This is a genomic window from Sphingopyxis sp. (assembly GCF_965227415.1).
Classification (GTDB): Bacteria; Pseudomonadota; Alphaproteobacteria; order Sphingomonadales; family Sphingomonadaceae; genus Sphingopyxis.
In genome coordinates this window covers 1,527,235-1,545,372 of the sequence record NZ_OZ245749.1, presented here as the reverse complement: position 1 = coordinate 1,545,372, position 18,138 = coordinate 1,527,235, and the positions used below count along the sequence as shown (strand labels likewise).

At 63.1% G+C, this 18,138-nt stretch carries 17 protein-coding genes; 5 read left to right on the top strand and 12 right to left on the bottom strand.

Annotation, left to right across the window (positions count from 1 at the left end):
- The first annotated feature begins 102 nt into the window (after nucleotides 1–102).
- On the top strand, nucleotides 103–447 hold the full coding sequence (gene rpoZ / locus ACO055_RS07495; RefSeq protein WP_422061966.1) for a DNA-directed RNA polymerase subunit omega: 345 nt from the start codon (nucleotides 103–105) through the stop codon (nucleotides 445–447).
- A 52-nt stretch (nucleotides 448–499) separates the two neighbouring features.
- Here the strand turns inward: rpoZ and ACO055_RS07490 are convergent, their stop codons facing one another.
- The 12 genes from ACO055_RS07490 to wecB form a co-directional block, all read right to left on the bottom strand.
- Nucleotides 500–1,105: a DUF3800 domain-containing protein gene (locus ACO055_RS07490; protein ID WP_422061965.1), complete on the bottom strand. Its 606-nt coding sequence runs from the start codon at nucleotides 1,103–1,105 to the stop codon at nucleotides 500–502.
- A gap of 22 nt (nucleotides 1,106–1,127) precedes the next feature.
- Complete coding sequence (locus ACO055_RS07485; protein ID WP_422061964.1) at nucleotides 1,128–1,613, bottom strand: hypothetical protein; 486 nt, start codon at nucleotides 1,611–1,613, stop codon at nucleotides 1,128–1,130.
- Nucleotides 1,614–1,638: 25 nt separating this feature from the next.
- The gene (locus tag ACO055_RS07480; RefSeq protein WP_422061963.1) at nucleotides 1,639–2,031 is read right to left on the bottom strand and encodes a hypothetical protein; all 393 of its coding nucleotides are present in this window, start codon (nucleotides 2,029–2,031) and stop codon (nucleotides 1,639–1,641) included.
- A 47-nt stretch (nucleotides 2,032–2,078) separates the two neighbouring features.
- Nucleotides 2,079–4,022, bottom strand: coding sequence for an ATP-dependent zinc metalloprotease FtsH (gene ftsH, locus ACO055_RS07475; RefSeq protein ID WP_422061962.1), 1,944 nt, complete (start codon nucleotides 4,020–4,022; stop codon nucleotides 2,079–2,081).
- An 86-nt stretch (nucleotides 4,023–4,108) separates the two neighbouring features.
- On the bottom strand, nucleotides 4,109–5,107 hold the full coding sequence (gene tilS / locus ACO055_RS07470) for a tRNA lysidine(34) synthetase TilS (RefSeq protein WP_422061961.1): 999 nt from the start codon (nucleotides 5,105–5,107) through the stop codon (nucleotides 4,109–4,111).
- On the bottom strand, nucleotides 5,061–6,017 hold the full coding sequence (locus ACO055_RS07465; protein ID WP_422061960.1) for a tetratricopeptide repeat protein: 957 nt from the start codon (nucleotides 6,015–6,017) through the stop codon (nucleotides 5,061–5,063). Before ACO055_RS07465 ends, tilS begins: the two co-directional genes overlap by 47 nt.
- Before the next feature lie 115 nt (nucleotides 6,018–6,132).
- A complete protein-coding gene (locus ACO055_RS07460; protein ID WP_422061959.1) occupies nucleotides 6,133–6,987 on the bottom strand; it encodes a helix-turn-helix domain-containing protein in 855 nt (284 codons plus the stop codon).
- Between the two features lie 244 nt (nucleotides 6,988–7,231).
- The gene (hslU, locus tag ACO055_RS07455) at nucleotides 7,232–8,533 is read right to left on the bottom strand and encodes an ATP-dependent protease ATPase subunit HslU (protein WP_422061958.1); all 1,302 of its coding nucleotides are present in this window, start codon (nucleotides 8,531–8,533) and stop codon (nucleotides 7,232–7,234) included.
- Between the two features lie 4 nt (nucleotides 8,534–8,537).
- Nucleotides 8,538–9,104 (bottom strand): ATP-dependent protease subunit HslV, encoded by a 567-nt coding sequence (gene hslV, locus ACO055_RS07450; RefSeq protein WP_422061957.1) that lies wholly within the window; start codon nucleotides 9,102–9,104, stop codon nucleotides 8,538–8,540.
- Between the two features lie 183 nt (nucleotides 9,105–9,287).
- Nucleotides 9,288–10,094: a class I mannose-6-phosphate isomerase gene (locus tag ACO055_RS07445; protein ID WP_422061956.1), complete on the bottom strand. Its 807-nt coding sequence runs from the start codon at nucleotides 10,092–10,094 to the stop codon at nucleotides 9,288–9,290.
- A 45-nt stretch (nucleotides 10,095–10,139) separates the two neighbouring features.
- Nucleotides 10,140–11,435 carry a UDP-N-acetyl-D-mannosamine dehydrogenase gene (gene wecC, locus ACO055_RS07440; RefSeq protein ID WP_422061955.1) on the bottom strand — a complete coding sequence of 432 codons (1,296 nt, stop codon included), beginning with the start codon at nucleotides 11,433–11,435 and terminating at the stop codon, nucleotides 10,140–10,142.
- Entirely contained in the window at nucleotides 11,422–12,495 is a 1,074-nt protein-coding gene (gene wecB / locus ACO055_RS07435) for a non-hydrolyzing UDP-N-acetylglucosamine 2-epimerase (RefSeq protein ID WP_422061954.1), read from the bottom strand. Before wecB ends, wecC begins: the two co-directional genes overlap by 14 nt.
- Before the next feature lie 147 nt (nucleotides 12,496–12,642).
- Here wecB and ACO055_RS07430 point away from each other — a divergent pair, with 147 nt between their 5' ends.
- The 4 genes from ACO055_RS07430 (at nucleotide 12,643) to ACO055_RS07415 (ending at nucleotide 18,098) form a co-directional block, all read left to right on the top strand.
- Entirely contained in the window at nucleotides 12,643–13,521 is an 879-nt protein-coding gene (locus ACO055_RS07430) for a metallophosphoesterase family protein (RefSeq protein ID WP_422061953.1), read from the top strand.
- Between the two features lie 312 nt (nucleotides 13,522–13,833).
- On the top strand, nucleotides 13,834–15,798 hold the full coding sequence (locus ACO055_RS07425; protein WP_422061952.1) for a polysaccharide biosynthesis protein: 1,965 nt from the start codon (nucleotides 13,834–13,836) through the stop codon (nucleotides 15,796–15,798).
- 172 nt (nucleotides 15,799–15,970) lie between these two features.
- On the top strand, nucleotides 15,971–17,389 hold the full coding sequence (locus ACO055_RS07420) for an O-antigen ligase family protein (RefSeq protein WP_422061951.1): 1,419 nt from the start codon (nucleotides 15,971–15,973) through the stop codon (nucleotides 17,387–17,389).
- Nucleotide 17,390: 1 nt separating this feature from the next.
- Nucleotides 17,391–18,098: a polysaccharide biosynthesis/export family protein gene (locus ACO055_RS07415; RefSeq protein ID WP_422061950.1), complete on the top strand. Its 708-nt coding sequence runs from the start codon at nucleotides 17,391–17,393 to the stop codon at nucleotides 18,096–18,098.
- Nucleotides 18,099–18,138: the final 40 nt, after the last annotated feature.

The following is an 18,138-nucleotide window of genomic DNA, read 5'->3' as shown; positions in this document are numbered from 1 at the left end:
CCGCAAGGGCAGGGGTTTGATTGACATTCGGGCATGCCCCTGCTAGCGCGCAGCGCTTGCCGCCATGCCTCTGGCTGGCCTCTCCTCATCTAAGGAAACAATATGGCCCGCGTTACCGTCGAAGATTGTGTCGACAAAGTTCCCAACCGCTTCGACCTGGTCCTGGTTTCGGCCCACCGCGCCCGCGAAATCTCGGGCGGGTCCGAGCTGACGATCGACCGCGACCGCGACAAGAACCCCGTTGTGGCGCTGCGCGAAATTGCCGAGCAGACGGTCCGTCCCGGCGAACTGAAAGACGCGCTCGTTGGATCGCTGCAGAAGGTTGTCGTCGACGACGACGATACGCCCGATGAAATCAGCTCGATCTCGCGTTCGGCCGAAGCCCTTCGCCTTACCGCCGCTGCGCCGCCGCGCAGCCCGGCGGGCGGTGGCAGCGACTTCGAATAAGTCGCACTGGCTATTGCGAAAGGGGCCGCGGGAAACCGCGGCCCTTTTTGATTCACGGAAGGTGCGTAAGTTCGGCGATGCGGATCGCGCGGGAAGCGACCAGGGGCTCGATGATCACACCGATGCGATGCGCGCGCGGCGAACCAATCTTGATATTGAACAGACTATTCGCGATCACGTCGGCGATCTGAACCCCGTCGGAGCGGCGGCTGTCGGCGAGCGATGCGCGGCCCCAGCCCGCGAGACCGGCCTGGATCGTTGCGCGTACCCTCCCCAGGATCAGCGGGTCATAGCGACCGTCGTCGATCACCACATCGGTGCACACGCCGCCCGTTTCGGGAAGCCAGCTGCTGACCGCGAGATCGAGCAACGCGGCATAAAGCGCGAGGTCCGTCGGGGGCTTTCCGTCGGCCGGCGGAACCAGCTTTTCGCGCTTTGCAACAGCGACCCAGGCCCGGCCGCCGGCACGATCGAACAATTCCAGCAGATAGGCCCGTTCGGTGAGGCTGATCCGGCTGCCCTTGAGTTCGCCGCGCAATCCGGTAACCGCGCGGAAACGCGCATGCACGGCCGCCGCGGCCTCGGGCGATATCATCACCGCAGCGAAGGTCATCGCGCCGGTGTTGAGCCCGCCGGATTCGTCGCAATAGATCGTCATCGCCGCAGCGCGCCTGAAGGATTCACTTCACTTTACCGAAAAAGGCGACCGAGCGCGTCCGGCCGGGCGCCACGGTTTCGGTCCAGAGCCAACGGACGTGCGTGACATCGCCGGCGGTCGCGGTGCGCGGTGCCGTGCCAGTGCCCGTAACCATAAGCGCGGCCAGTGCGCCAAAGGTCTTGCCGCCATCGACCGATACGGTGAAATCCTTGCGGTCGTCGGTTCCATCGAACACCAATCCGTCGGGGATCGGGTTGACGATATTGACGCCGGCGGCGGGTGCTGCGCCGCCGTTTGTGAAGGTCAGCGTGATGCGGACCCGGTCGCCCGGAACAACGACGTCGGGCGCGGCATAGCTTTTGGCCGGAGGCTGACCCTCGGCGGTGGGCGTCAGCTTTTCGAGCTCGATTTTCGAGGTCAATGCGCCGCCATTTTGGGCGATCGCGGGTTGGCTGCCGAACGCCAATGCGAGAGCCAGCAATGCCGTCTTGCAAACCCTGGTCTTCATCGCAGTCTCCTTGAGCCTCGGCCTTTTACGCCGGACAGGGATAGCGCTTCCGCATCAGCCCGTCGAACGCCGAATAGACCGAGATCGATTTGCGCGACTGGGCGGGATAGCTGCGCAAGTGCGTCAGCCATTGTTCGGGGGTCAACGTACCGCTCTCGGGCGGGCAGCTCGTTGTCCTGCGCCCCGCCTTTCGATCGGCATCGATCCGCGCCTTATAGCGTTTGCCGGCAGCGACGACTTCGCCCTTGAGATATTGGGCGTCGGGGGTCGCGATCGCGAGCGGGCCCAGTCGTTCGAGCAAAGTCGCGCGCTGAAGGAAGGCGGCAACGCTCATGTCGCCCGGGGCCATGCCGCACAGCAATGCACCCGCGCCAAGCGCGGCAATAGCCGATCCGATCCGCATTCCCCGATAGGTCATGCGGATCGAAATCGTGCCGAATCAATGAACAAGGTCTGAATCGCGCTTCAGACGCCTTGCGGGTTGGCGTCGCCGAACGGCCGCGGCTTGCGCTTGATTTGCGGCAGGCCGCCCGCGTGACCATGCATCGGGGTGCCCGACTTGTCCTGATCATTTTCGCGGCCGATATCCTCGCCCTTGATCGCGCGGCGCGATTCATCGCCCGACAGCGTCTCATATTCGAGCAGCGCGCCGGCAAGCAGATGCAGTTCGTCAAGATTGTCGGTGAGCACCTTGCGTGCGGTCTTCTCGCCTTCCTCGACGAGGCGGCGGACCTCGGCGTCGATCAGCTTGGCCGTTTCTTCGGACATATTCTGCGCGCGAGACACGCTGTGGCCGAGGAACACTTCGTCCTGATTGTCGCGGTAGCGCAGCCAGCCGAGCTTGTCGGACATGCCATATTCCATGACCATCGAGCGCGCCATGTCGGTTGCCTGCTGAATGTCGTTCGAAGCGCCCGTATTGAGCTCTTCCTTGCCATAGATCAGCTGTTCGGCAATGCGGCCGCCGAAGCAGAGCGCAAGACGCGCCTTCATCTGCTTCATGTTCATCGAATAGCGGTCGCGTTCGGGCAGGTTCCACGTCACGCCGAGCGCGCGGCCGCGCGGGATGATCGTCACCTTGTGGAGCGGGTCGTTGCCCTCGACATGAAGCGAAACGAGCGCGTGGCCGGCCTCATGATAGGCGGTCGCCTTTTTCTCGTCCTCGGTCATGACCATCGATCGGCGCTCGGCGCCCATCATGACCTTGTCCTTGGCTTCTTCGAATTCATCGCTGGCGATCAGGCGCTTGCCCTTGCGCGCGGCGAGCAGAGCGGCTTCGTTGGTCAGGTTCGCAAGATCGGCGCCCGAAAAGCCCGGCGTTCCGCGCGCGATTCGGCGAAGATCGACGTCCGGGGCAAGCGGTTTCTTGCGCGTGTGGACTTCGAGGATCTTCTGCCGGCCTTCGATATCGGGGCGCGGCACGACGACCTGCCGGTCGAAACGGCCCGGACGCAGCAGCGCGGGATCGAGCACGTCGGGGCGGTTGGTCGCAGCGACGATGATGATGCCTTCGTTCGCTTCGAAGCCATCCATTTCGACAAGCAGCTGGTTCAGAGTCTGTTCGCGTTCGTCATTGCCGTTGCCGAGGCCTGCGCCGCGATGGCGGCCCACCGCATCGATTTCGTCGATGAAGACGATGCAGGGCGCGTTGCGTTTCGCCTGTTCGAACATATCGCGGACGCGGCTGGCGCCGACGCCGACGAACATTTCGACGAAGTCCGAACCCGAGATGGTGAAGAAGGGGACACCAGCCTCGCCCGCGATCGCGCGGGCAAGCAGCGTCTTGCCGGTGCCGGGCGAACCGACGAGCAGCGCGCCCTTTGGAATCTGACCGCCGAGCTTCGAGAATTTGGTCGGGTCGCGCAGGAACTCGACGATTTCTTCGAGCTCTTCACGCGCTTCGTCGATGCCCGCGACATCGTCAAAGGTAACGCGGCCCTGCTTTTCCGTCAGCATCTTCGCGCGCGACTTGCCGAAGCCCATCGCGCCCGAACCATTGTTCTTTTGCACCTGGCGAAAGACGAAGAAGGCGATGCCCAGAATCAGCAGGAAGGGCAGCGACTGGATCAGAAGATACATCCAGACGTTGCCCGTCTCGGTCGGCTTGCCATCATATTTGACGCCATTGTCGTTGAGCAGTTTGAGCAGTTCGGGGTCGCGCACGATGTTGGCGCTGAAACGGTCGCCATTCGCCAGCGTCCCGGTCACCCGGTCTTCGGACAGCACGACGTCCTTGACGTCACCGGACTGCACTTTCTGGCGGAACTCGGAATAGGCGAGGGGGGTGCCGGTCGGCTGGGAGGTGCCACCGAACAGTGAGGCGACGAGGAGCATGGCAAGCAGGATGCCGCTCCAGATCATCACGCTCTTCATCCAGGGGTTGCCCTGAGGTTCCTTGTCGTCCTGCATCGGAATCTTTCCAAAGTTAGCGCATATCGCGCATCTATGCCGATTATGTAGGACAATCAGGTTAAATGACAATGAGCCTGATTGTCCTATTTTTGGGCTTTTCGGCGCGGCGCCGCGGAAATGCGCCAGATTGTGCCTTCGAGACCGGGCACCGCATCGATCAGGAGCGCGCCGACCATCGCGCGGCGGCCGCCTTTCATCGCTGCGATGACGCCGTCGAGCGATGCGCCGCGAATCTGTCTTTGGCTGTCGTTGGCGCGCAATCGCTGGGTCACCACGCGACGAAAAATCTCCGGCGGATAGGCGTCGTCGCGGATCACGGCGATGTCCGATGCGTCGGGCCAGGACGCGATCAGCCGCTCGACCGCCCAGTCGATCGCGTCATCGGCGTCGGCAAGCCAGTCGGCCGAGCGTGCCGCGGCTTCGACGTCGAGCAGCGTTTGCGACTGGAGCCCGTGGCGAAGCCGCGCGCGGTCGAAGCGGCTGTCGCTGTTCGACGGATCGTCGACGAACGGCAGATCCTCGTCGAGCGCAAGGCGGACGAGGGCATCGCGGCGCCAATGAAGGAGCGGGCGAAGGACCGCGCCGTTTTTCGCGCGGATCGCGGCAAGCCCACCCACCCCGCTGCTGCGATTGAGGCGCATCACGATCGTTTCGAGCTGGTCGTCGGCATGGTGCGCCGTCAGGATGAAGGCCAAACCACAATCTTTTTGCCATTTTTCAAGAAGCCTGTAGCGCTCGGCGCGCGCCGCCGCCTGGAGCGACCCCTTGATCGGAGACGGCGGGTTCAAGGTCGCGTGCGGAATGAGTTCGCGCCCACAGAAGCCGGCGACCATCCGCGCCTCTTCGTCCGAGCCCTGTCGCAGCCCATGATCGACGGTCGCCGCCCGGACCTGTCCGGGCAGCAAGGTCGCCATCAACCACAGCAGCGCCATGCTGTCGGGGCCGCCCGAGACGGCCACGCCATAATGGAGCCGGTGCCAGTCGGGTCCGGCGAGCGCGGCAAGATCGCGCCCGAGCCGCCCGGCGGCATCGGTATCAACAGCGTGCTTTTGCTTTTGCGGCGGCTGCATCGGTCCGGACATCCTGCGGGGCCTTGTCCCCGTAAACTTCTTCGAGCTCGCGGAACGCCTTGCAGGCATCGGCCTTGCGGCCGAGCTTGTCGAGCGCGACGCCCATGTACATCAGGCTGTGCGGTGCGCGCGCGCCGCTCGGCCGATCCTTGTAATTATTATAGAAGGCGACCGCCGCGAGGCTGGGCTTGCCTTCGTCGAGATAGGCGCGGCCGAGCAGATTCTGCGCAAAGCTTGCCTGGCTGCTGGTCGGCCATTTGGTGACGACCTGCTTCAGCTGCGCCTGTGCCTCGGGATAGAGTTTCGCTTCCCACAGGCGATAGCCATAGTCGTAGGCGTCCTTGGTTTCGTTGCCCGAGGACGGAATCTCGACCTTCTTGACCAGCGCAAGCCGCGCGGCGTCGGGCTTGGTCGAGGCGGCGGGCGTCGGCGCGGGCTTTTTGGTCGGCGCGGCCGCGGGCGTCGTCGAAGCGAGAGTCGGGGTTGGCGGCTTCGCCGTCGTGACGACCGGCAGGCTCGCCGGGGTCGCGACCGCTTCGGTCGCGGCGGCAGGGGGCAGGCGCTTGTCGATCTCCGCCTTGTAGGCGGCGAATTGCTTTTCGAGTTCGCGCAGCTGAAACGCATTCTGTTCGCTCTGCCCGGTCAGCGTCTGAAGCTGCGCTTCGAGCGCGTCGACACGCGCAGTGAGGTCGGCGACCGGCGTCGCTGCCTTGATCCGTTCGCCGGGGACGGTGTCGGGAGCGATCTCGCCTTCGAAAAAGGCCGGGGCGCCGCCGGGAAAGACTTGCCGCTGAACCGCGCGCATTTCCTTTTCCAGCCGGTCGACGCGTTTGGCGACCGTCGCATCCTGCGCCTGCGCCGCGGGCATGATTGCCGAAATGGCGAGCGGCGCCGCGCCAAGAAGCATCAGTCGTTTCATCATGTGCCGATCGGCCCCCACAGTTAACTATTCTTTGGAAGCACTCATAACGCCGCTAACGGCGGATGCGCAAATCCATTTCGGCGCGCTGCCGCCCCGGTCGGTCGGGACGATGGGGTCAGCCCCCGGTCTTGGGAGCCGTTGGCGTCGCCGCCGGCGCTGTGCCGACATTGCCTTCGGCGCGCGCGATCAAGTCGGCGGGCTTCAGCGACACGCCCTTGACCAGCGTATCGGCCGGACCGACCGACCCGACGTCGCGGCCGCCAACGGTCACTTTCAGCGCCTGCGGGATGCTGGTGCGCAGCGTGAACTGGTCGATATAGGCGGGGGGAACCTCATAGGTCTCGCCCGCTTCGAGGGTCCGCCAGTTTTCGGTCTTGCCCTTGGCATCGTCGAAGCCGATCCAGACTTCGGAAATCCCGGTCAGCACGACCGGCGCATTGGCGGCGACGGGCGCTGCCCCCGTCTTGGTGGCTGCCGACGCTGCGGCCTCGGGCGCTTCGGATGCTTCGGCGGCCTGGTTCTGCGCGGCGATCAGCGCCTCGTCGGGTTCGACCGAGAGGAAACGCCAGACGCCATAGGCCGACACGAGCAACAGCGCGACGATCACCAACGTCCACGTCAGCCGCGCCGTCGGCAGGCGCGCCGGATCGGTCGGCTCATAGGCTTCATAGGTGGGGCGCACGCCATATTCATCTTCTTCGAGTTCGCGGCGCACAGAGGCCGCGATGTCAGCCTCGGGCACGCCGACCGCGCGCGCATAGGCGCGCGCAAAGCCGGTGACGTACGTGCGGCCAGGCAGTTCTGAAAAGTCGCATTTTTCAATGGCTTCGAGGTGTCTTTGCGTAATGCGTGTCCGCGATGCGACGTCGGCCAGCGACAAGCCCGCGGCTTCGCGTGCCTGCCGCAGCGTATCGCCGGTGCGCGTGATCGCCAACTCACCCTGCGTCGGGGTGGTTTCCTCGTCTGACATTATTTTCTCCGTGCCGGTCGCGTGCAACCCTCGGACCGTGTCGCCCTGTTCATCGCATTGACGGCGCGCGAAAGTCAAATGAAGTTCGGTGAACGAAACGTTGGAAGAGACCGATGAAGCGTTGGCGAAATTCAGGCGCGGGTGGTTCGTGGGATGCCGCGGATCGACGGGCGATTTCGGGGCGGGAAGACGCGACGACTGGACAGGATGACGACCGTTTCCGGTCGCCACCGGTCACGTCGGCCTAAAGCACATATTTGCTGAGGTCGGTGTCGCCCACGATGTCGGCGAGCTGCTTGTCGACATAGGCCGCATCGACGGTCAGCGCGGTGCCGGCCATGTCCTCGGCGCCAAAGCTGACATCCTCGACCAGCCGTTCCATGATCGTCTGAAGCCGGCGGGCGCCGATATTCTCAACCTTTTCGTTGACCTCGGCCGCGAGCTTCGCGACGCGCGCGATCGCGTCGGGGGTGAAATCGAGCGTCACGCCCTCGGTCGCGATCAGGGCGGAATATTGCTCGGGCAGCCCGGCCTTGGTCTCGGTCAGGATGCGCACGAAATCCTGTTCGCTGAGCGCGCTGAGCTCGACGCGAATCGGCAGGCGGCCCTGAAGTTCAGGGAGCAGGTCCGACGGCTTGGCGACATGGAAGGCGCCCGAGGCGATGAAGAGGATATGGTCGGTCTTCATCGGACCATATTTGGTCGCGACGGTGGTGCCCTCGATCAGCGGGAGCAGGTCGCGCTGGACGCCTTCGCGGCTGACCGAGCCGCCGCGCACGTCGCTGACCGCGATCTTGTCGATCTCGTCGAGGAAGACGATGCCATTGGCCTCGGCGTCGACGAGCGCGACACGCGCGACATCGTCCTGGTCGAGGCGCTTGTCCTGCTCCTCTTCGAGCAGCCGCTTCCACGCCTCCATCGCCTTCATGCGGCGGCGCTTCTTCGGCGCGTTGCCGAGCGCCTTGCCGAGCATGTCGGAGAGGTTGATCATCCCGACCTGGCCGGGTTGGCCGGGCAGGTCGAACGGCATGTTCGGCGTATCCGACACCTCGATCTCGACATCGCTGTCGACCAGATGGCCGTCGCGGAAGCGCTGGCGGAAGCTTTCGCGTGTCGCTTCGCTCGCGCCCTTGCCGGTGAGCGCGTCGAGCAGCCGCTCCATCGCGGCGTCTTCGGCGGCATCGCGCACCGCTTCGCGGCGGCGTTCCTTTTCGAGCCGCACCGCTTCCTCGACCAGGTCGCGTGCGATCTGTTCGACGTCGCGGCCGACATAGCCGACCTCGGTAAACTTGGTCGCCTCGACCTTGATGAAGGGAGCGTCGGCGAGCTTGGCGAGACGGCGCGAAATCTCGGTCTTGCCGCAGCCGGTCGGGCCGATCATCAGGATATTCTTGGGGCTCACCTCGTCGCGAAGGTCGGGCGAAAGCTGCTGGCGGCGCCAGCGGTTGCGCAGCGCGACAGCGACGGCGCGCTTGGCCGCAGCCTGGCCGATGATATGCGTGTCGAGGGCGGCGACGATCGCCTTTGGCGTCAGATCCTTGTTCATGTGATTACGCCTGAATTTCGATGATTTCTTGGGTGAACTGGTCGTTGGTATAGACACAGATGTCGGCGGCGACTTCCATCGCCTTGCGCGTCAGAACTTCCGGATCCTTTTCGTAATCGACGAGCGCGCGTGCGGCCGAGAGTGCGAAATTGCCGCCCGACCCGATCGCGGCGATGCCGCCCGCGGGCTCGAGCACGTCGCCATTGCCGGTGATCACCAGCGTGACCTCCTTGTCGGCGACGATCATCATCGCCTCGAGGTTGCGGAGATATTTGTCGGTGCGCCAGTCCTTGGCGAGTTCGACCGCAGCGCGCAGCAACTGGCCATTGTGGCGCTCGAGCTTGGCCTCGAGCCGTTCGAACAGCGTGAAGGCGTCGGCTGTCGCGCCGGCGAAGCCGCCGATCACGCTGCCGTCGTGGAGGCGGCGGACCTTGCGGGCGTTGGGCTTCATCACCGTCTGGCCCATCGACACCTGGCCGTCGCCGATGATGACGACCTTATCGGCGCTGCGGGCGGAAAGGATGGTGGTTCCGTGCCAAGGCGCGGCACTGTGCGCATGAGGGTCGGTCATGCGGCGGATATGGGAGATGCGCGGCAGGGCCGCAAGGGGAGGGGACTTCGTCGCCCAACCCATATTTTCGTCATCCCGGACTTGATCCGGGATCCATTCTTTCAACGCTCGGTGAAGGGATCCCGGATCAAGTCCGGGATGACGCCGGATCAAGTCCGGGATGACGCCGGTTTGTGGCAGTAACTAGGCGGGCCATGTCAGGAGGGCGCGGCTTCCCTCATCGATTTCGATCGCCGACGGGTCGTCGAGCAGCACCGCTTCGCCGAGGTTGACGTCTTCGCCCGCGACGCGGCAGCCCGCCGACAGCGGGACGAACGTCAGCTCGCCGGTCGCCTGTTCGAGCAACGCCCGATCGACGGGCGCCGCAAGCTGCGCGAGATGGAAATGCGGGCCGCTGACCAGCATGCGGTTGGCGTGCGGGTCGACGATGGTGTCGCGCCGATCGTGGACGGGGCCGGGGTGCGCGACCTTTAGCCCTTCGTCGAGGTGCAGCTCGCGCGGGCGGCCATAATCATAGAGGCGATAGGTGCAGTCGACATTCTGTTGCACCTCGACAACGGTCAGGCCGGGGCCGATCGCGTGGATGGTGCCCGCGCGGTTATAGACGAAGTCGTTCGTTTTCGACGCCCGCCAGTCGATCATGTCGACAATGCGGCCGTCGAGCGCGGCGTCGTGGAGCGCTTCGCGGGTGGTCTCGCGGTTGAGGCCGACACCGAGCTCGGCGCCGGGGTCGGCCGACAGGATCAGCCAGCATTCTTCCTTGCCGCGCGGAAATCCCGCGGCTTGCGCGGCGGCATCGTCTGGGTGGACCTGAATCGACAGCCGTTCGGACGTGAAGAGGAATTTGACCATGATCGGCGCCTCGTCGCCCGCGGGATTCGCGAACCAGATCTCGCCGATGCGGCGGTCGCCGAAGTCGCCGAAAGCGATGGGGATGTCGGTACGGCCCCAGGGCTTTTCGACGACAATGGTTTTCAGGCGGGTGAGCATGCGCGCAAAATGCGAGCCGCCCGCCGGAGCGTCAAGCGAAGAGCGTCACGCGGCGCGATGCAAACGATTGCCGTTGCCCCCGGTCGGCTGGTCGGGCCAGAGCCCGCGCGTGTCATAGACGGTCTTGTCGCTGCGTTCCTCGAGCGGGATCGACTTGAAGAGGTCATGATCGACCAGGACGATCAGAACGTCGCAGGCGGCGAGCGCGCTATCGAGATCGATCAGCTCGGCGCCGGTGCCGGCGAATTCCATCGGCAGACCGCGCGCATAGGGTTCGACGATCTGGATCTGCTTGCCGAAGCGGCGGGCCAACGCCGCAGCGACTTCGACGGCGGGGCTTTCGCGGAAATCGTCGATGTTCGGCTTGAACGCCAGACCGAGGCAGGCGACGCGCGCCCCCGGATGCTGCGACACGAGCATTTCGGCGGCGCCGATGACATGCGCCGTCTTGGCCAGATTGACCTCGCGCGCGGTGCGGATCAGGCGGCTGTGGTTCGGCGCGCCATGGACAAGGAACCAGGGGTCGACCGCGATGCAATGGCCGCCGACGCCGGGGCCGGGTTGCAAGATGTTGACGCGCGGGTGGCGGTTCGCGAGGCCGATGACGTCCCAGACGTCGACACCCATTTCCTCGGCCATCATCGACAGCTCGTTGGCGAATGCGATGTTGACGTCGCGATAGCTGTTCTCGACCAGCTTCACCATTTCGGCGGCGCGCGCCGAAGTGGTGACACAGGCACCGCGGACGAACTGGCGATAGAAGGTCATCGCGCGGCGGGCGCAGCGCGGGGTGATGCCGCCGATGCAGCGGTCGTTGTCGACCAGCTCGACGAGGATGCGGCCGGGCAGCACGCGCTCGGGGCAGTAAGCGACGAAGATGTCGGCGGCGCCGACGCAGGCGCCGGGCACCTTGAGGTCGGGGCGAAGCTCGGCAAGCAAGGCGGCGACCTTTTCGGTCGTGCCGACGGGCGAGGTCGATTCGAGGATGACGAGATTGCCCGCGACGAGCTGCGGCGCAATTGCGCGCGCGGCCGAAAGGACGTGGCTGATGTCGGGACGATGCTCGTCGTCGTGCGGGGTCGGCACCGCGATGACGAAGACGTCGGCCGGCGCGACGTCGGTCGATGCCGTAAGCGTCCCGCGCGCGACGACACCCTGGACAAGGCCGTCGAGGTCGACTTCCTCGATATGCACCTTGCCGCTGTTGACGGTATCGACGACGTGCTGGCTGACGTCGACGCCGGTCACCTTGCTGCCCGAGCGCGCGATGAGCGCGGCGGTCGGCAGGCCGATATAGCCCAGCCCGAGGACGGTGACTTTCTGTTCGCTATCGATGGGCACGCGCAACAATCTCCGCAATTCTGTCCGCCGCCTTGCCGTCGCCAAAGGGATTATGGGCGCGCGCCATGGCGTTGTAGGCGCCTTCATCGTCCAAAAGGCTGAAAATTTCGGAAATAATGCGATTTTTGTCGGTGCCGACGAGCCGCGCGGTGCCGGCGTCGATCCCCTCGGGCCGCTCGGTCGTCTCCCGCATCACGAGGACGGGCTTGCCGAGCGACGGCGCTTCTTCCTGCACCCCGCCGCTGTCGGTCAGGACGAGCGTGCTGAGGCCGAGCAGCCGGACGAAATGCGGATAGTCGAGCGGATCGATCAGCGCGACGTTGGAGAGGCCGCCCAGGATCGGCTCCATCGCACTGCGGACGTGCGGATTGGGGTGGATGGGAAAGATGACGGCGACGTCGGGGCGTGCCGCAATGCCGGCGATCGCATCGGCGATGGCCCTCATCCCGTCGCCGAAATTCTCGCGACGGTGCGAGGTGACGGCGACGACCCGTTTGTCCGCGAAGCGCGCGACCACCGGATCGAGCCCGGCGGCGAGCGCCGGCTCTTCATCGATCCGCGCCTTCGTGGCGAGCAGCGCGTCGATCACCGTGTTGCCGGTGACATGGATGTGATCCGCCGGTATATTTTCGGCGCGAAGCGCGGCGGCGGCGGTCTCGGTCGGCGCGAAATGCAGGTCGGCAACAGCGCCAGTCACCTTGCGGTTCACCTCTTCGGGCCAGGGATGATAGATATTGCCGCTGCGCAGCCCGGCCTCGACATGGCCGACCGGGATCTTGCGGAAATAGGCGGCGAGCGTCGCGGCCATCGTCGTCAGCGTGTCGCCATGGACAAGAATACGGTCGGGCTTTTCGACATCGAAGGTCTCGCCAAGCCCCACGACGAGGCGCGCGAGCAACGCGTCGAGCGACTGGTTCGGGGTCATGACGTCGAGGTCGACGTCGGGAACGATTTGCGCGATTTCAAGCACCTGATCGAGCATTTCGCGATGCTGCGCCGTGACGCACACGCGCGTTTCGACACCCGCCTGGCGACGCAGTGCGTGGACGACGGGAAACATCTTGATGGCTTCGGGACGGGTGCCGAAGACGGAAAGGATGCGAGGGTCTTGAGGCTTGACGGTCATGATCCTGAGCTTCGAGAATAGGCTGTTGGCGCCACTCTAACGGAAAAGTGGTTGTCGGCGGCTTAACCCAGCACGGTGTAAATGCAGCGCGGCAGACTTGACCCGGGGGGGTGGGTCGGGCATCGGCGCGACGAATACCCTCCATTGCTTATACTGCAATGGTTCATCAATCCGGATTATATTGCTTCCATGTCGTTTCTTGGCCTTTTCAAGCGCCGCCCGGCCGAAGCGTCACGTCGCCCTCCCGCCGTGCCGCCGGGCGAGCGTATCTATGCGATCGGCGACATTCACGGGCGCGACGACCTGTTCGCTCGGTTGATCGAGAAGATCGAGGTCGATAATGATAGTCGGCCCGCAGCGCGCACGACGTTGATCCTGCTAGGCGACCTCGTGGATCGAGGGCCGGACTCCGACCGTGTCGTTGAACGGGCGCGGATGCTGTCGGCGCCTTTCGACGAGGTTCGATTGCTTATCGGCAATCATGAGGAATGTTTCTTGGGCGCGCTGGGCGGTGATGAAAAACGGGTCCGCTATTTTGTCCGGATCGGTGGTGACGCGACGATCCGAAGCTACTGGCGCGATGATGCTGCCTACGACGAAGCCGATTTCGAGGCGCTGGCCGAAAAGCTGCCGATGCTCGTTCCGCAGCAACATATCGATTTCCTTGGCGGTGGCGAGGATATGATCGCTATCGGCGACTACGTCTTTGTTCACGCCGGCGTGCGCCCCGGTGTCCCGCTCGACCGGCAGAGTCTCCCCGATTTGCGCTGGATACGTGAGGATTTTTTGCAGGAAACAGCCGACTTTGGTGCCGTCGTAGTCTATGGTCATACGATCGGCGACGAGGTCGATCGGAAACCCAACAGGATAGGTATCGACACGGGCGCCTATTCCAGCGGTGTGCTGACCGCCATTGGCTTGGAGGCAACGCAGCAATGGTTCCTCGATACCCGCGACTAAAGCGCAAACTAGGGTGAGCGCCATTGATGACAGTTTCGAGGTCTGAGGCGATTTTCTCAGGCGATATCGTCGCCATGTCGACACCTCGAACGCGTCATCAATAGATCTGATCGTAGCACTATAAACTTGTCTTTATCGAGCGTCGACCGTAACGCGCGCAAAAGTGTGCTGCAAACCGGTTGTTAGGTATTGAGTGGTCCAATTCGGTGGGGCGGTGTCAATTTCGGGCTGGGGGGCTGCCCGATTATTGCATACGTTCGATGCGCCGGTCGAGGGCAGATAGGTCTCGGTTTTGCAGGCTGAGGAATAGGCGTGTTTGATTTTGAATCCCCCAAGTCGGACTTTGCGAAGTCGTTATTGGATCGAGCGTCAGAGCTTGTCCGGCGCGCAGCGCGGCTTCCTCGTCCCATACGGCAATGGCTGGCGTTCGGAATGGACATCGGCTTTCTCGTTCTGGCGACCTGGGTCGCCTGGTCGTTGCGAATGGGCCATTGGGAACTGCTAGACTTTGGCCAGCGTGCCGTGATCGTCGTGTCGGTTGTCTGCTGGATTCCCATCGCGCTATACCGGCGAACCTATGCTTCGCTAATCCGCTTTTCCGGCGGCCGAACGATGGCCGGTTTGGGCATTTCGTGCGGCCTTCTTGCCGTGCCGATGCTAATCGTCTTCATGTTCGTCGGGGTCGCCGGCGTTCCACGCACGATGGCGTTGCTACAGCCGATCATTTTCCTGGCCTTCCTCGCGGTCAGTCGGATGGCGATCCGTTTCGTTCTTAACGAGGCGCTCCACGCCGGGCAGGTCGACAAGCCCCGGCGAATTGTCTGCATCTATGGCGCGGGCTGGGCCGGAAAGCAGCTCGCACTCACCCTTCGCCATGAGGGCAGCGTGCGGCTGGTAGCATTCGTCGATGACGATCCGTTGTTATCGGGCCAGATGATCGACGGCGTACCGGTATTTCGGGCCGGCGCCATCGCCGAACTGATCGGGCTTCAGGCGATCGACGAGGTTTTCCTAGCGTTGCCCACGATCAAGCGGGCACGCCGTCGCGAGATCGTCGATGCCTTGTCGGACCACCCGGTACAAGTCCGCACTTTACCAAGTCTGGGGCAACTGATCGATGGACAGTTGCGATTAGCAGATTTGCGGGAGATCAATGTCGAGGAACTTCTCGGCCGTGACCCCGTGCCCCCGCGCGAGGAACTGCTGTCGGCGACGATTGCTGGGTGTGTCGTGATGGTCACCGGCGCCGGTGGATCGATCGGCAGCGAAATCGCGAGACAAATTGTAGGGCGGAGACCGTCGCGGCTGATCCTCGTCGAAATGTCGGAGCCTGGGCTATATTCCATCGAGCAGGAACTGCGCGACGTGATGCGTGCCGAGGGTGTGCGCTTCGACCTGATCCCCGAACTGGCAAATGTTGCCGAGCGCGAGACCATGATGCGCATCATGACGCGTTATCGCCCCGACACGCTCTTCCATGCCGCCGCTTACAAACATGTTCCGCTCGTCGAATCAAACCCGCTTGCGGGGATCAAAAACAACATCGTCGGAACTTGGAACGCGGCTGATGCCGCGCGCGCTCATGGTGTTGCACGCTTTATCCTGATCAGCACCGACAAGGCGGTGCGCCCCACCAATGTCATGGGCGCGACCAAACGGATATGCGAATTGATTCTACAGGCTTTGGCTGCGGTAGATGGTCCGACCTGTTTTTCGATGGTCAGGTTCGGTAATGTTCTGGGTTCGAGCGGTTCCGTGGTGCCGCTATTCAAGCATCAAATCGCCGAAGGCGGACCGGTCACGCTGACGCACCGCGAGGTCACCCGGTTTTTCATGACGATTCCCGAGGCCGCAAGTCTGGTCGTGCAGGCATCGGCAATGGCCGATGGCGGCGAGGTTTTCGTGTTGGATATGGGCGAAAGCGTGCGCATAGTCGAACTTGCGACGAAGATGATCCATCTATCGGGGCTGACCGTGCGCGACGAAGCCAGCCCTGACGGCGATATCGAAATCAAGGAAGTCGGACTGCGCCCGGGCGAAAAACTCTATGAGGAGTTGCTGATCGGCGATTCACCCGAGCCGACAGATCATCCTCGGATCATGCAGGCCCGAGAGCGTATGCTGCCGTGGGACGAGTTACACCCCTTGCTCGACAATTTGCGTGGCCATTTGCGCGATGGACAGGTCGACGAGGCGCTGCAAATCGTCCGGCGACTGGTGCCTGAATTTCGTGCACCGGACGCCAACGTATCGGCGTTGAGCCATATTCATTCATGAAATAGCGTGATGTGAAATCCCTGAGATGGGATGAGGCGGGTCTCTTGTTGCGAACATCCGGGACTGCGGCTAAAGGCTTTCCGCCCTACGGCGAGTGCTTTGCCGCCAGACAAAACCCTAAAGCGGGCGGCCGAAAACCCCCTCCCGAAACCGAGAATGAGGACTGATTTTCATGGCAAAGCTTTCGTCGTCTCGACAAAGCGATAGCGCTCGCACGCGCCGTGCCGATACGGCCTTTCTTTGGCGGCCAGGTTCCGGATCGGCCGCCATGCTTATTCTGCTTTTCCTGCTTGGCGGATCTGCGCGCGGGGACGTGTCGACCCTGATCGTCTTGCGACCGGTCGCTGCACTTCTGTTGACCTGGGCGGTCTGGCGGATGACGCGCGCGGGCTTTGCATTCGTCAACGTGCCTTTCCTGATCGTATTTGCGTTTACCGTGCTCTGCGTCTTGCACTTGATTCCGTTGCCACCCACGATTTGGCAATCGCTTCCCGATCGGCAGCTTGTGACCGATATTTCCGCCGCGATGGGGCTAGCTAATGATTGGCGACCACTGAGTGTCGCGCCGGTCACGACCTGGAACGCGCTGCTGTCAACCGTCCCCATCATCGCGTTGATCCTGATCGTTGCGTCCGAACGCGAGCGTTATCATGCGCTGCTTCCACTGCTTATCGGGATTGCGAGTGTCGGGGCGATCCTCGGCGGTCTTCAGATGGCGTCGCCACCGGGAAGCCTTTTATATCCTTATCGCTTTTCGAGCTTTGGTTCGCCGATCGGCTTTTTCGCGAATCGGAATCATCAGGCAGTGTTCCTAGCGTGCATGATCCCTGGTGCATTCGCCTGGGCGCTTTTGAACCACGACCGGACTTTGCGCCGGGTTATGTTGTTCGGGGCGTTCGCGTTTTCGGCGCTCGGGCTGGTGTTGTTGGCGATCATCGGGTCGCGTGCTGGCCTGCTGCTCGGCGGACTCGCCGTCGTGTTTTCGCTTTGGCTGGTGCATCGCTTCGGCGGCGGCCTGGCACAGTACGGCCGTCGGGTATGGGTGCTTGCCGGCGTTGTCGTAGCAGGGCTTGCCACGACCACCTTGTTGCTCGGGCGCGGCGAAGCGGTTTCGCGGATCGCCGAGACAAGCTATCAAAATGAAGCTCGGCTAAGCTTCTGGAAACCGATCGTTGATCTGGGCGCGGCCAATTTTCCCTTTGGCACCGGCCTTGGCTCGTTCGTCGAGGCATACACGGCGAGCGAAAACGATCGCTTCCTGCAGCCGAACTATTTGAACCATGCGCACAACGACTGGATCGAGGCCTTTATGACGGGCGGTTTGCCGATGGTACTGATTCTGCTCGGCGTCATCGTTTTCGTTGCGGCGCAACTGCCCGCGCTGATGAAGGCCGGGCGCGACGATGGACCCGCCGTGCTCGGCTGGCTGGGTATCGCGTGGCTTGTTTTTTTGGCGATTGCTTCGGTCTTCGACTATCCGCTAAGGACGCCAGCATTGTCTGGTGTGGCTGCTATTGGATTGATTTGGCTAAACGCGTTTCGGCTTTCGCAAAGGCCGAGAGAGGCGTCGCTGGACGGGATGGACGCATAATATGACTACGAAGTTTATGGTTTTCGGCGCGTTTTTGATGCTGTCGGCCTGCGGTGGACGACCGACTGTCGGCGCGGCGTCGAATATCGAGTTGCTGGATGCGTCGGCGCTGCCCAGCGGCGAGGCTGCGATGCCAGCGCCGCTGGTCGCTGCGCAGGGCGTTGGGCCTTATGACAAGCTCCGCATCGACGTATATGGCATGACGGGAATGCAGGATCGGCTTGTGCAGGTCGACGGAGCGGGAAATATTTCGTTTCCCCTGGCTGGCGAAATCAGCACGGTCAATCTGACCGCTTCCGAAGTCGCCATGCGTTTGCGTCAGCGCCTTCAGGAAAAGCATGTTCGAGATCCCCAGGTGTCGGTCAATCTGGAAGAGCAGTTCGGCTCCAATGTGACGGTTGAAGGCGCGGTCAATCAGCCCGGCATCTTCCCGGTTCGCGATCGCTTGACGCTGATCAAGGCGATCGCGCTCGCGCGAGGGACGAACGACAATGCGCAGACCAACACTGTGTTGATCTTCCGCAAGATCGGAAGCGTCCAATATGTCGCTGCCTATGACCTTCGAGCCATTCGTCTCGGCAATTATGAAGATCCGCTGATCTTCCCGAGCGATATCGTCGTCGTGAATGAATCGCGAGCTCAGCGCATCTTCCGCGACATTGCGCCGCTGCTAACGGCGCCTTTGATCGCCATACTCAACCAGATATAGAAACAGAGCCCGTCTCCGCTCGTTTCTGACATTCATTCGA